Raw genomic sequence first — 12,763 nt, forward strand, 5'->3', positions numbered from 1 at the left:
CAAACGCAGATTTATTAATTATCAATAGGAAAGCGGTTATTTCTGATAACCGCTTCTGGAATCTTACAAGAATCTCTTTAACGTTCGCGGCGACCGAAGTTTTTGCGCTCACCGCCGCCACCACCACCAAAATTATCTTCTCTGGGACGAGCTTTATTAACTTTCATCTGTCGTCCCATCCATTCGGCCCCGTCAAGAGTTTCGATCGCCTTTGCTTCTTCCTCATCGGAGGACATTTCCACAAAACCAAAACCGCGCATTTTACCCGTTGCTTGATCTACGGGCAAGTGAATGCGACTAACCGTGCCGTATTCAGCGAATACGCCGTACAAGTCCTCTTTCGTGACTTCATAAACCAGATTACCAACGTAAATCGTCATGGATTGTCTCCCAATATCACAGCCATTTTGAGAAGGAGATCGGACACAACCCAGTCAAGATCATCAGGGAAAAACCGCTTCTGTTTGAAACCAATGCTGCTACCGAACCTAACTACTCTCTCTAAACTAGCATAGCTTATCAGTGAGCAGTGATCAGTAGGAGTATGGAGTATTAAGTGGGCAGTATTATAGGGCAGTTTTCTGCTTTCTTTTCACTGATCACTGATTACTGTTTACTGATCACTGATTAGGGTAGCCAAGGATATTGACTAAAATCGGGGGGACGTTTTTCCAGAAAAGCCTGTTTACCTTCAGCCCCTTCGGCGGTCATATAGTAGAGTAAAGTGGCATTACCCGCTAACTCCTGTAAACCCGCTTGACCATCACAATCAGCATTAAAAGCCGATTTTAGGCAGCGAATCGCCAAGGGACTTTTTTCGAGAATTTCTAGGGACCATTTAATCCCTTCCTGCTCTAATTCCTCCACCTGGACGACATGGTTAACCAAACCCATTTCTAACGCTTGTTGGGCGTTATACTGCCGACAGAGAAACCAAATCTCGCGAGCTTTTTTCTGACCCACTACCCGGGCCAGATAACTAGAGCCAAAACCGCCGTCAAAACTGCCCACTTTCGGACCGGTCTGGCCAAAAATGGCGTTATCCGCTGCTAAGGTTAAATCACAAACCAAGTGTAAAACATGACCGCCCCCGACCGCATAACCTGCCACCAGCGCGATAACTACCTTGGGGATGGAGCGAATTAATTTCTGTAAATCCAGCACATTGAGCCGGGGTACGCCATCATCGCCAATATAACCCGCCTGACCGCGCACCGTCTGATCGCCGCCGGAACAAAAAGCATACTTCCCATCGCTGTGGGGACCTGCACCCGTGAGCAATACTACCCCAATGCGCGCATCCTCGCGAGCATCACAGAAAGCGTCGTAAAGCTCAAAAACTGTCTTCGGACGGAAGGCATTACGCTTATGGGGGCGATTGATGGTAATTTTGGCGATTCCCCCCCATTTATGGTAAAGAATATCCTCGTAGGTTTTGACGGATTGCCATTCAACGCTCATGGTCTCGGTTATAGGCACAGCTTTTTTACCTTACCCTATTTTGTCCCCCACTTTGAAGCAGGGAGCGCCAGAATAGGGGGATGGATAGTTGACGGACAAGGTTTAAAGCTGATTCCTTTCTTGATATTTTCTGAGTGTTTATTCAAAATATATTGATCCTATTTGCTAACTTTAAAGAGGTAAAAATATGAGTACAATTAATAAAACTAAGCTTGAATCATTAGAGTTTTATTTGGGATTAAAATATCCAATAACAATTTATCCTAATGATGACGAGGGATATGTATCGGAAATTAAAGACCTTCCGGGATGTTTCACTCAGGGATAAACCATAGAAGAAACCTTAATCAGTAAACAGTAATCAGTAATCAGTAATCAGTGAACTGAAAACTTACATCTGATAACCGATAACTGATCACTGATCACTGAAAACTCACATCTGATAACCGAGAACTGATAACTGAATTAAAGCCATTCGATTTCTTTAGCTTTTTCGGGTAATTTGGCCGTGGCTTGTCCCTGGCTGCGGGACTGAAACCCAATTAAATCGAGGGGAGTAGCCAATAAATCTACTATATCAGCTTTACCAAACAGTAACTTGAGGGTATTTTTTGGTAGTTCTTTTAATAACCAACGACCGAGATGATAAATTAATTCGGAACTGGTAAAATTCCTTTGTAAATCACAACCATGTAGTTCATGCAAATAGCGATTTGAACGGCCGTAGCGTTGAAATTGACTGCGAAAACTCTTGATAGTCGAACGATGACGATGGGAAATAACGGCGGTGGGTGCATAGGCTAATTGCCATTGAGTTTCTCGTAAAATTCGCCAGCAGATATCGGCATCGCCACCCGTGGTTAAATAAGGACGAAATAGACCAACTTTCTCGAAAGCGGCTTTTCTAATTGCTAGATTAGCTGTTTGACCGTAGGGAGAAAAAGGGTGTTCTAAGAGAAATTTTTGCGAGAGAATCTCTCGACGTTCAGCATATTTTTCTAGGATAGAGTTACCAGTTAAGGCGAATATTTCCCCCGCAACGATACCAATATCAGCATCACCAAAGGGTTTAACTATTTCTGCTAACCATTGATAGGAAGGACGACAATCGGCATCGGTAAAAACTAACAGATCATAACGGGCATTTTTTATGCCTAAATTACGAGCGGCGTAGGAACTTTGAATCTGATTTTCTGTAAGAACAACTAACGGAAATCCTGACCCTTTACTCTCGATCACTGCCTGTTCTAAAATAGACCCTGTTTGATCGCTGCTATTGTTATTTACGAGAAGATACTCCACTTGCTCTCGGGGATAGGTTTGACTTTGCAAACATTTGAGCAAATCGGGAAGATCATCTTCACCATTGTAGATGGGAATGATTACTGATATAAAGGGAAAAGTCATCAGAGACCGCCTAGAGTTGACCGCTACCTAGTCTAATACAATTACTGTCAACTTTTATGGCAAACGTTGACTTAAAATATATTCGGCAATTGCCAGATCCCCCGGAGTAGTAATTTTTAAGTTAGTTTCTTCCCCGACGACAATTTTGACGGGAAAACCACATTTTTCTAATAAGGCGGCATCGTCGGTGACTTCCCAATCTAATTTTCGGCCCTGTTCATGACATTCTTTTAATAATTTTACCTGAAAACCCTGGGGCGTTTGGGCTGCCCACAACCGCGAGCGATCGGGTGTATCCTCAATCCAACCCTTGCTATCGACAATTTTAATCGTATCTTTCACCGGAATCGCCGCTATGAAACCCTGACAAGTGGCTAAAGCGGCGGCACAGCGATCGAATAATTCGGGAGTGGCTAAACAGCGCGCCCCATCGTGAATTAAAACCGTCTCAGCCCCCTCTGGTAGGGCTTGTAAGCCATTATAAACCGATTTTTGTCTGGTTTCGCCTCCTTGGATGATTTGCACGGGTTTAAGGACATTTATGGCGGTGATAATTTCTTGGATATCGTTAAAGTCTTCCGGTTGTGCCATAATCCCAATCCAGATAATTGCCCTGGATTGCATGGCAGCCAGCAAAGTCCAAGCGAGGAGAGGTTTTCCGTGCAGGGTGAGCAGTAACTTATTGCGATCGCTGCCCATCCGTTTACCCATTCCCGCTGCTGGAATTAACAAATACATATTTTTTTCAGGTAAAAAGTTAAGAATTCAGTGGACAGGAGTGGGGAGCTTTTTGGTTGTTAAGTAAGTGGTTTCAATTAAATTGAAGATAGATTTTGTCTTTGATCCCCCCTGCCCCCCTTGATAAGGGGGGTATCTGACAATTTTTAACACCCACCTACTTATTTGTAAATAGTAATCACTGTCCGGCTGATGGTTAATCGCTTAAATAAGCCCAAAACTATCCCTCTTAAGAGAATAAATCGAGGGGAAAGTGACCATAAGTACCGACTAATTGATCATTTTCTGATTGACAAGAAATCAGAACACCGCGATAGGTTCCCGTGTAGGAATCGAGATAGGAAGCTTGTCTTTGGGTACTGTATTTAATATACACCGCTCCCGGTTCTGGCTGGTCTTCTGGGAGAGTATTAGGTAGGGGGTATCCTAGGGCTTGTAGATAACTTTTTAGGGCTTTAAATCCCTCTTCATTGTTATCGGCACAGATACCTAAATTAATTGATTCCGAACCTTGGTTAACTAATAAAATTGCCTGTCTTAGAGCTTCTTCTTCTTCAGAGGATTGGGCAATTTTTAGTTGAATACAGCCATATTCTTTTAGGAGTTTCAAGGCTTCTTCAATAGACATGAGCGGTTAGATATGTGGGGCTAAAGATAAAAAATAAACTGTTGCTGCTGTCCTTAACGACAAATTCCCAAGAAAAAAAGCCCTAAATCATTGGGGTTTGGAGATAGGAAAATTTTGCATTGGTCTTAATCGTAAGATCGCCAATTTCGATCATATCAGGTTGGGGACAAGAAAATTTATCGGGGTTGTTCGATCGCTCCAGGTTGTGCGTACATTTCACTCACTGCTTTTTGATAGCCGAAGTAAGCACCTATAATAATTCCAGCACCAAAACCAATCGCTAGGTAAGGCAAAATTATACTGAGGGGAAAAGAGGAATGTCTCCGATGAGATAGGGAAAATCCCTCACCAGTCGCCACAATATTCTCAGCCGCTTCAGTGAACTCCTCCCGTTTCTCTAGGGCTTTTTCTTCAGTTGTTTCAGAGTCTTCCAAAGCTTCTGGGACATCTTCCGGGTTATTTTCGGCAATTTCTGCGGTTATTGTCGGCAAAGAGTTTAATTTGGTGACATGATTGACGATTAAATCATCTTGACTCAGGGTTATCGATTCTTGCCAAACGGGGATATCAGATTCCTTGGTCATACCGTAAACGATCACTTGTTCTAATCCATCGATGCCCAAGCTTTTGATTTCTGCCGACAAAAAAGGTAATAACTTGTGTTGATTGGGTATTCTTTTGGATTGAACTTTTAGAGTCAGGGCATTTTCTTGTGAGGTGGCTGCAATCACCTCTATTTTTCTGGTTAAGAGACTTCGGTTAAGTAGGGCAATAATAGCGGCTGCATCTTGCTGTTTAGCGGCATGGATAAGTTGTGACTGATTCATGACCTTGAGGGGCTAAGGAGGGTATATCATACCATTTTTCTTTATTCGTGGCAGGCATCTTATTTCCCTCTCCCACCCCCCCGATGTCGGGGGGGGGTTGGGGGTGAGGGTAATTAACCATCTCTGCCATTACTTTAGAAAAATGGTACTACACTAAATCCTCTTGAAAAGGTATAGCAGAGTGGGAAGTGGGCAGTGGGTTTTTAAAGTGGGATTGGCGGTTAATCATACTATTAAAAGCGGATTTAGTATCGGTCTGTCCATCCCCGCCCTCAATGCCACTTAAATTTCCGCCACGGCTCTTTCGATTAAACGACGAGCCAGGGTTTGAATGCCGGTATGTTCGTAGTAATTGGTGGTCATATCGAGGAATGCCCCAACATATACCAATTTATCGGCAGAAAAGTCGATAAATCCCTGAATTTTGCTCAATAATCCCTGCTGGGTCAAACCGCGCTCGCTGACAAAACCACTCATCCAACCTTTAGTCGAGTCGAAACTTTGACCGATAAAGTCTAATTTTCTGGCAGTATTTCCCCCCGGAATCAATTCTTTAATACTGCCGAAAGTGGAGTTAGATTCTAATTCTTCTGGGTGGAGAATACTGAGGGTGGATTCCACTTTCCGGATAAAACTGCCTCCCAGGGGAATTAAACCATCCAAACAAACTAACGCCGCCATCCGCATTAGGGATTCGCCGCTATAATCTCCCAGAGAAGCGACGAAATCCCCGATACTATCCCCCGGAATGCCATTAATTTGACAAAAAGCGACTAATTCGGTCACTAATTTCAAGGTTAGATCGATGGTTTGCGCTTTTTCGGGGGCAGGGGTTAATTTTTCGATTAAACCGCCCATGAGGGGAATTTTACCACCGACGGCATTAGCAAGAGAGGCGGCGGCTAGGGCATTATCGGCGCTGTCGATGGTTTGGTAGAGCCAGAGCGCCCGTTGATAGCCCTGGGATTTATCATTAAACAACCAAACGGCTCGATCGCCAATCTGTTGGATCATGCTTTCGTCGGTTTCGCCGGTGACTGTGATAATCGTATTTTTAAACCCGACTAGGTTATCCCACTGCCCCGGCACCACATAATCAAGGGTTTTGAGAACTTTGACGGTGAGATTATTAGTCGGTAATTCGTCCACCAGTTCAAAAATTGGCTTACTCACGGATGTCTCCTTACTTTAACTTTGCTAGACCATCTAAATCGAACTTAGCTAACCAAGCTTGGCGATCGCTGGCAGCAAAATCTGGCTCCCGCGATAAAACCTTGACTTGATAGCGATTATTGACTAAAACGGCGCTGGCGGTTGCACCCTGTTCCACAGAGGGAAAACCTTTAATCGTGGTTTTACTGTCTTGGAATTTATTGGCCGCGGCGGGATTATTGCTGATGTCAGATATGGCTAACATAGCCAGAACTTTGCCATCTTGCTTCAGTTTTGCCTCAGCAAAGCCTTTTTTCTCTTGGGTATAGACGCGCTCGTATCCTCCCCCAGAAGGCGGGAAAAACTGATTAAAACTGCCGCCAGAGGTGGATTCTTTCACCACTGCCGCCGCCCCGCGAGCGGTACTTTCTTTTTGCGCCTGGTCAAATTGTGAGGGAGCTTTAGCACAGGAAGTTACTAGCAAAAGTACCGCCAATACCCCTGCTATCAAGATTTTGCCAAATCGAAAGCTCATAGTTCTCTTAATTAAAACTTGCTCATGTTTGTTTGTAGTATATCCCTCGCTGATTCCTGATTATTGTTAAGTTTTTCTAGATTCTCTCACACCAGACCGGAAAACAAACAGAAAATCAGCAAAATTCGAGTCAATAGCCAATTTTTAGGCGTGTATCTCAAGATTACAGAAATATCCACTGCCGAGAAATTATCGGTAACTTTTCAATTAATACAAATGTATGAAAAACTGCGTGTAAGCATCTCGCATTTGGGGGTGCGATTTGTTTCTAGCCCAATAATAGCCTAAATCCCTGATAGGGTAGGGCTTAAAGCTAGGGTGGGGATGGTAGATTGACAAAAATGATCTGCACCCCCTAACCACTAGCTACAGTCCCGCAATTGCCCCTCGCGCCATAGATGCGATCGCTTGTTCCGTAGCCCGGGGTAGATGATAATATTTACCCCCGGCTTTTAGGGCTAATTCTTTGGCAAAACCGGTGGAGACGAATTTTTTCTCCGTATCGATAACCAGCAGTTTAATGCCTAAAGAGCGAATTTTAGCGGCAATATCGAGCAGTTCTGCCTTAATATCGGGTTTTTCCCCCTCCGGAATCGGTTCGCCTAAAGATTTCGCCAAAGGAATATTACTTCTACCGTCGGTAATCGCCACAATCACCACTTGACCGATATCCCCCGATAAACGGGCATTCATCCCCACATGAACCGCTTGGGTTAAACCGTGGGCTAAGGGGGAACCGCCGCCACAGGGCAGGGTTTCTAGACGTTTTTTCGCTAGGGTAATCGATTTGGTCGGTGGCAATAGTACATCTGCTCGCTCACCCCGGAAAGGAATCAGGGCAATCTGGTCGCGATTTTCGTAAGCTTCCGTTAACAGACGCATAACCGCACCTTTGGCCGACTGCATCCGATTCAGGGCCATGGAACCGGAGGCATCAACGACAAAGACAATTAAAGAACCGGCCTTGCGGGCCAGCCGTTTTGAGCGCAGATCCCCTTCTTCTATAATCACATGACGTTCGGGATTCCTTAAGCGACGGGCTTTTTGATAGGGGGCGGCCGCCCGGAGAGTGGCATCGACGGCGACTCTTTTCACCTTGCCCCGGGGTAACATCGGCTTAATATAACGTCCTCTATCTTCCGAGAAAATCAGGTTACGCGCCCCCGATTTCCCCTGACGCTGGGCCATCTGGGCAAAATACAGCACACTGGGATCCAGTAAAACCCCTTCCGGGTCGAAAACAAATTCTTCCGGCAGATTATCCGGCTGTTCCGGTTCTTTTTCCTCCTCTTTCTCCTCCTCTTTTTCTTCCTGTTCCTGCTGGTTTTCGTCTTGGGGCGGTTCCGGTGGTGGCGGTGGTGGCGGTGGCTGTTGTTCCTGTTCTGGAGGTGGCGGCGTAATCAGCGATCGAGGTACAATAACTAATTCGACGGCTCTTTTTAAGTCATCGGCACTGACTAAATCCCGACCTTCTAAAGCGGCGGCGGCCTTGGCTACTCTCACGGCAAAAATCTCGGCGCGATGACCTTCTACCCTACCGCGCACCGCTTCCTCCACTAGATAACTAATTTGTTCGGGTTTAATTTTTACCTCTTTTAACCATTCCCTCGCCAGAATAATTTCGGTTTTTAGATCATCAATTTCTTGGGCATATTGGGCGATAAAAGCGCTGGGAGAAACAGCATACTCGATCGCCTGATTGACGGCGGTGACTCGTTGATCTAAACTAAGGACACCATCGGCGGAAAGAGCAATGGCAATTCTATCTAATAAATGGGGTCGTAAATCCCCTTCTTCCGGGTTATAAGTAGCGATCAGGATTGGTTTGCAGGGATGTTGAAAACTGATGCCTTCCCGTTCGATTTGGTTACGTCCTTCGCTTAAAACTGTTAGTAATTGGTTAGCAATTTGGTCATCGAGTAGATTAATTTCATCGATGTAGAGAATTCCCCGATGGGCGCTGGCTAATAAACCGGGTTGAAAGACTGGTTCCCCCTGTTTCACCGATTCTTCCACATCGACGGAACCCAATAAACGATCCTCGGTGACTCCTAGGGGAATCTGCACGAAAGGGGCCCGGATAACTTCCGTGGCGACCTCTCCACTGCTATATTCTTCTTTAGTGCGATCGTCCCATTCGTCGGCATTGTTGGGATCACAATTAAAGACATTACCTGCAATAATTTCGATCGGTGGCAGTAGGGAATGTATCGCTCGCGCCATGACTGATTTGGCGGTTCCCCGACGCCCGGCAATTACCACACCCCCCAGGGCGGGATCCACGGCGGCTAAGAGTAGGGCTAATTTAATCGCTTCTTGGCCGACAACGGCAGTTAGGGGAAAATTGAGGGTCAGAGTGGGCATAGATCTAGATTCAGGCGGCCAAATTCTAGTGTAAAACAGAAGCTCACTGGTCTGGCACTTTTCCCCTTTTGATTCCCGAACTCAGATTTTAAGTAGGTAGTCGTTAAAAATTATCAGACACCCCCCTTATCAAGGGGGGATTAAGGGGGGATCGGCACCCCCCTTATCAAGGGGGGCAGGGGGGATCGAACCTAAAATCCCTTTTTAATTTAATTATAACCAGCTACTTAGCCGCATCTCGATCGATTTCTTCAACCCCGAACCGATCGAGAAGTTGCCGGGTTAATCTAGGATTAGCTCCTGTTGACGGCTGTAGAGAGGACAAAAATATGATAACGACAATAATCGATCGCCTTACGGAAACCAACCCGCAAATTATGCGAGAATGGCAAGGAAGATTAACCCCGAAAAATATCTCGATCGCCTCGATTATCTCCCTAGTTGGTCAATTATTAGTTTATTTATACTATCAAAATCTCTTGCCAGTAGCGGGGGTGGAGGTATATAATCGTTACTGTACCGTTAATCTCCCCGATGACTACTATCGTGAGATTAGTAACTGTATCCAAGACTTAAATGGTCAATGGATGATTATCTCCCAGTTATGGTGGTTAGATATCTTCACTTTTCTGAGTATTACTGGGATTTTCGCTCTTTTAGTGGTGGGAACCTATCAATTAATTGCCGATCTTTCCGGGGAAGAGCGCCGGGGTACACTTAATTTTATCCGTCTGAGTCCCCAACCCGCCAAAACGATTTTTATCGGCAAACTTTTCGGGGTTCCCATTCTCCTCTATCTCGTCTGTCTTCTCGCTTTACCCTTTCACTTGGGGGCGGGTTTATTAGCAGGTATTCCCCTATCGTTAATTTTAGCCTTCTACGCGGTTCTGATCGCTAGTTGTGCCTTTTTCTATCATGCCGCCCTTAGTTTCGCTTTAGCCACGCCATGGTTAGGGGGATTTCAACCTTGGTTAGGCAGTGCTACAGTCTTATTCTTTGTGTTTTGTAGCACTATGATTACTTTAGAGAGCGGCCGTCCTAGCCCCTTTGATTGGTTAATTCTCTTTAATCCTAGTTTTGTCCTCCCCTATCTAGTTAAATCTACCTTTCTGCCCCCCGATGCGGTAGACTATCCAGGAATCTCACACATCTTTGATCTGCGTTGGTACGGTCAATCTCTCTGGCAATCGGTTATAACGGGTATTAGCTTAATTTTGCTCAATTTTGCCCTCTGCACCTACGGTTTAACCAGAATTCTCCAGCGTCGCTTCCATAATCCCCTCGCTACTCTTGTTAGTAAACCCCAAAGTTACTGGATGATGGGCTGTTTTAGCACTATTAGCCTAGGTTTTGTCTTCCAAACTCTGGAACCGAGCTATCTTTTCGATAATTTTGTCATTCTTAGCGTTTTTGTGGCGATTTTTGGCTTGTTAATCCTTTTTGCCCTCACTCCCCCCCGTCAAACTCTCCAAGATTGGGCGCGCTATCGTCATCTACAAGGAAAAAAGGGCATTAGTCTGGGGAAAGCTTTAATCTTTGGCGAAAAAAGCCCTTCTACCCTAGCCATGGCTGTTAACGCCGCTATTGCCATTTTATTTATCCTTCCCGCTATTTTTATCGCCCCTCTCGATGGATATAAACTAGCCACTGCAGCTGGGTTTCTCTTGGCAATGAACATGATTTTAGTCTATGCCGCTATCGCCCAATTATTGATGTTAGCCCGCACAAATAAACGCGCTTTGCTGGCAGCCACTAGCATCGGCATTTTGATTATTTTCCCCCGCCTCTGTTTTGTTGTCTTGCGAGTTGATCCCAGTCAATCTCCGCTTTTATGGTTTTTTACTTTTCTTCCCATTGCCGCTACTAAATACGCTACACTTCCCTCTTTCGCTTTGGCAATTTTCAGTCAGTGGTTGGGTTTAACCCTCCTCGGATGGCAAATTAATCGGCAATTAAATCGCCTTGGTGCCTCGACAACTAAAGCGTTAATCCCGGGCTGAAAAATACCGACTCACAGGGGGGATTAAATAATATCTCTTTGGTTAATTTTCTCCCCTTGAGTGTCGGTTAATTTTTTTTCCCAAAAAAGCTTGACAAAACCCCACGACTTGACAGATAATTTCTTATATAATGGGAATCCGTGCCTGCCTGCGAACCCCCTTTTTTCAGGTCAAATAAAGCCCAAAAAAATTAACCCCAAAAAGTAGGCTGAGTTAATTTCAGTTCCCATCTGATTAGGAGCATCTTTCAATTTGACAACGCCACATTTTTACCCCACCACCGATAAACTATCAACGATTAGCGAGGGAGTATAACAGGAGCCATTCCATTGATTATCGGCTCCCAAAGCGATTAAATTCTGCAAAGCTGTATAAACATTTCCCGTCACCATTGTATCTTTAACTCGTCCGGTGATTTTGCCCTTTTCTATGCGATAACCCAGATCGATATTGACAGAAAAATCGCCCGAAATATCCGCCCCATGACCTAAAATTTGGTCGATAACCAGGCCCTCATCTATTTGCGAGATTAAATCCTCTAAAGTTCCCTCTCCCGGTGCAACGATTAGATTAACCAAATCCGGCTGAGGATAAACCCCTAAACCGGGACGAAAACCGTTTCCCGTCGGAGTAGTTTTTAATAATCTGGCCGTGGTACGATCGCTATAGAATTCTTTAACTCTACCTCCCTCAATTAAAGATAAAAATTTGGTAGGAGTTCCCTCATCATCAAAGGGACAACTATAGGGTTCTCGATCCGGTTGTTGGGATAAAGTCAACTTTTCTGACATCACCAATTGACCGATTTTATCACTCCAGGGCGAAGACTTTTCTAGGATCTGTTTACCATTTAAAGCCATCGCCACCGTACCCCATAACAGGGTAACTGCATTAGCAGTCAATAAAATTGGTAATTTTCCCGTGGGACTATCCACATTATTGGCTGCCCATTGTAGTCGCTGCAATAACTGTTTAATTACCGTTTCGGGATGAGGTGTACTGCGAGTATATTCCCCATCATAAACCGCCAGAAAATCCTCCCCCCGCACCCATTCAATCCCCAGATAATAACTCAAAGCTGTATCGGTATATTGACAATATAAACCCTGAGAATTAACTAAACGGGTGATTTCCCGTTCACATTCCCATTCACCACTACAAATAACCTCAGGGTAAACTTGGCGAATTTGGCCAATCATTTGATTACCCATCTCGATTAAAGATTCTACCGCCACATCTTGCCCAATCGGGTCATAAATTGCCTGTCGTGGTGCCGAAAATTCGATTTCTTCCGGGTCATTGAGATAGGATAAATTTAACGCCGTTTCTACTAAAATTTCCGGTTCTACATCACCATAACCCACCGCTAACCCCGGACAACCCTCGCGCCATAATCTCAAGGCAGTTCCCACGGATTCGGAACTTTCTAACTGTTTAAGACGATTAGCCTCAAAAAAAACGGGATGGGAAAGGGAGGAAGATTGATAAACTTCGGCTGCCACCGCTCCCGATTTGAGAGCCAGTTCGATGAGTTGTTGCGGATCGATCGTCATGGTGATAGTTTTTGAGATAATAGCTATCTGATTATCTCAAGCCCCGGCACTTCGGCGCAAACGCCGCTAATAAGACTCCGGCGAGTTAAAAAATTTTT

General features: G+C 44.9%; 12 protein-coding genes. 2 read left to right on the plus strand and 10 right to left on the minus strand.

Going from position 1 to position 12,763, the window contains the following annotated elements; genetic code table 11:
* Nucleotides 1–77: 77 nt before the first annotated feature.
* Nucleotides 78–380, minus strand: a complete 303-nt coding sequence (rbp, locus tag O9334_RS00745; protein ID WP_045361399.1) for an RNA-binding regulator — start codon at nucleotides 378–380, stop codon at nucleotides 78–80.
* A gap of 247 nt (nucleotides 381–627) precedes the next feature.
* Complete coding sequence (gene menB / locus O9334_RS00750) at nucleotides 628–1,461, minus strand: 1,4-dihydroxy-2-naphthoyl-CoA synthase (RefSeq protein WP_287998495.1); 834 nt, start codon at nucleotides 1,459–1,461, stop codon at nucleotides 628–630.
* Nucleotides 1,462–1,648: 187 nt separating this feature from the next.
* On the opposite strand from menB, the gene O9334_RS00755 reads away from it, so the two are divergent.
* Entirely contained in the window at nucleotides 1,649–1,789 is a 141-nt protein-coding gene (locus O9334_RS00755) for a type II toxin-antitoxin system HicB family antitoxin (RefSeq protein ID WP_287998498.1), read from the plus strand.
* 137 nt (nucleotides 1,790–1,926) lie between these two features.
* On the opposite strand, the gene O9334_RS00760 is transcribed toward O9334_RS00755, so the two are convergent.
* The 7 genes from O9334_RS00760 to bchD all read right to left on the minus strand — a co-directional run bounded on the left by O9334_RS00760 (nucleotide 1,927) and on the right by bchD (nucleotide 9,112).
* Nucleotides 1,927–2,868: a glycosyltransferase family 2 protein gene (locus tag O9334_RS00760; RefSeq protein WP_045361402.1), complete on the minus strand. Its 942-nt coding sequence runs from the start codon at nucleotides 2,866–2,868 to the stop codon at nucleotides 1,927–1,929.
* A gap of 54 nt (nucleotides 2,869–2,922) precedes the next feature.
* Nucleotides 2,923–3,606: a 2-C-methyl-D-erythritol 4-phosphate cytidylyltransferase gene (gene ispD / locus O9334_RS00765; RefSeq protein ID WP_045361404.1), complete on the minus strand. Its 684-nt coding sequence runs from the start codon at nucleotides 3,604–3,606 to the stop codon at nucleotides 2,923–2,925.
* 229 nt (nucleotides 3,607–3,835) lie between these two features.
* Nucleotides 3,836–4,234, minus strand: a complete 399-nt coding sequence (locus O9334_RS00770) for a DUF1824 family protein (protein ID WP_045361406.1) — start codon at nucleotides 4,232–4,234, stop codon at nucleotides 3,836–3,838.
* A 176-nt stretch (nucleotides 4,235–4,410) separates the two neighbouring features.
* Nucleotides 4,411–5,061: a hypothetical protein gene (locus tag O9334_RS00775; RefSeq protein ID WP_045361407.1), complete on the minus strand. Its 651-nt coding sequence runs from the start codon at nucleotides 5,059–5,061 to the stop codon at nucleotides 4,411–4,413.
* 282 nt (nucleotides 5,062–5,343) lie between these two features.
* Nucleotides 5,344–6,234, minus strand: coding sequence for a hypothetical protein (locus O9334_RS00780; protein ID WP_287998502.1), 891 nt, complete (start codon nucleotides 6,232–6,234; stop codon nucleotides 5,344–5,346).
* 10 nt (nucleotides 6,235–6,244) lie between these two features.
* Nucleotides 6,245–6,748 (minus strand): hypothetical protein, encoded by a 504-nt coding sequence (locus tag O9334_RS00785; RefSeq protein WP_287998504.1) that lies wholly within the window; start codon nucleotides 6,746–6,748, stop codon nucleotides 6,245–6,247.
* 366 nt (nucleotides 6,749–7,114) lie between these two features.
* A complete protein-coding gene (gene bchD / locus O9334_RS00790; RefSeq protein WP_061430776.1) occupies nucleotides 7,115–9,112 on the minus strand; it encodes a magnesium chelatase ATPase subunit D in 1,998 nt (665 codons plus the stop codon).
* A 329-nt stretch (nucleotides 9,113–9,441) separates the two neighbouring features.
* Between bchD and O9334_RS00795 the strand changes: the two genes are divergently transcribed.
* Nucleotides 9,442–11,112 carry a hypothetical protein gene (locus tag O9334_RS00795; RefSeq protein ID WP_287998507.1) on the plus strand — a complete coding sequence of 557 codons (1,671 nt, stop codon included), beginning with the start codon at nucleotides 9,442–9,444 and terminating at the stop codon, nucleotides 11,110–11,112.
* Between the two features lie 269 nt (nucleotides 11,113–11,381).
* On the opposite strand, the gene O9334_RS00800 is transcribed toward O9334_RS00795, so the two are convergent.
* A complete protein-coding gene (locus O9334_RS00800) occupies nucleotides 11,382–12,665 on the minus strand; it encodes a TldD/PmbA family protein (protein WP_045361421.1) in 1,284 nt (427 codons plus the stop codon).
* Nucleotides 12,666–12,763 lie beyond the last annotated feature (98 nt).

It is taken from the genome of Microcystis sp. LE19-8.1F, assembly GCF_027531715.1.
In the GTDB taxonomy this organism is placed as follows: Bacteria; Cyanobacteriota; Cyanobacteriia; order Cyanobacteriales; family Microcystaceae; genus Microcystis; species Microcystis wesenbergii_A.

What these genes read in the sequence shown, in the direction of transcription:
- menB (WP_287998495.1), bottom strand. Translation starts at nt 1,461, where the DNA reads ATGAGCGTTGAATGGCAATCCGTCAAAACCTACGAGGATATTCTTTAC.
- bchD (WP_061430776.1), bottom strand. Translation starts at nt 9,112, where the DNA reads ATGCCCACTCTGACCCTCAATTTTCCCCTAACTGCCGTTGTCGGCCAA.
- O9334_RS00775 (WP_045361407.1), bottom strand. Translation starts at nt 5,061, where the DNA reads ATGAATCAGTCACAACTTATCCATGCCGCTAAACAGCAAGATGCAGCC.
- rbp (WP_045361399.1), bottom strand. Translation starts at nt 380, where the DNA reads ATGACGATTTACGTTGGTAATCTGGTTTATGAAGTCACGAAAGAGGAC.
- ispD (WP_045361404.1), bottom strand. Translation starts at nt 3,606, where the DNA reads ATGTATTTGTTAATTCCAGCAGCGGGAATGGGTAAACGGATGGGCAGC.
- O9334_RS00800 (WP_045361421.1), bottom strand. Translation starts at nt 12,665, where the DNA reads ATGACGATCGATCCGCAACAACTCATCGAACTGGCTCTCAAATCGGGA.
- O9334_RS00795 (WP_287998507.1), top strand. Translation starts at nt 9,442, where the DNA reads ATGATAACGACAATAATCGATCGCCTTACGGAAACCAACCCGCAAATT.
- O9334_RS00760 (WP_045361402.1), bottom strand. Translation starts at nt 2,868, where the DNA reads ATGACTTTTCCCTTTATATCAGTAATCATTCCCATCTACAATGGTGAA.
- O9334_RS00770 (WP_045361406.1), bottom strand. Translation starts at nt 4,234, where the DNA reads ATGTCTATTGAAGAAGCCTTGAAACTCCTAAAAGAATATGGCTGTATT.
- O9334_RS00755 (WP_287998498.1), top strand. Translation starts at nt 1,649, where the DNA reads ATGAGTACAATTAATAAAACTAAGCTTGAATCATTAGAGTTTTATTTG.
- O9334_RS00785 (WP_287998504.1), bottom strand. Translation starts at nt 6,748, where the DNA reads ATGAGCTTTCGATTTGGCAAAATCTTGATAGCAGGGGTATTGGCGGTA.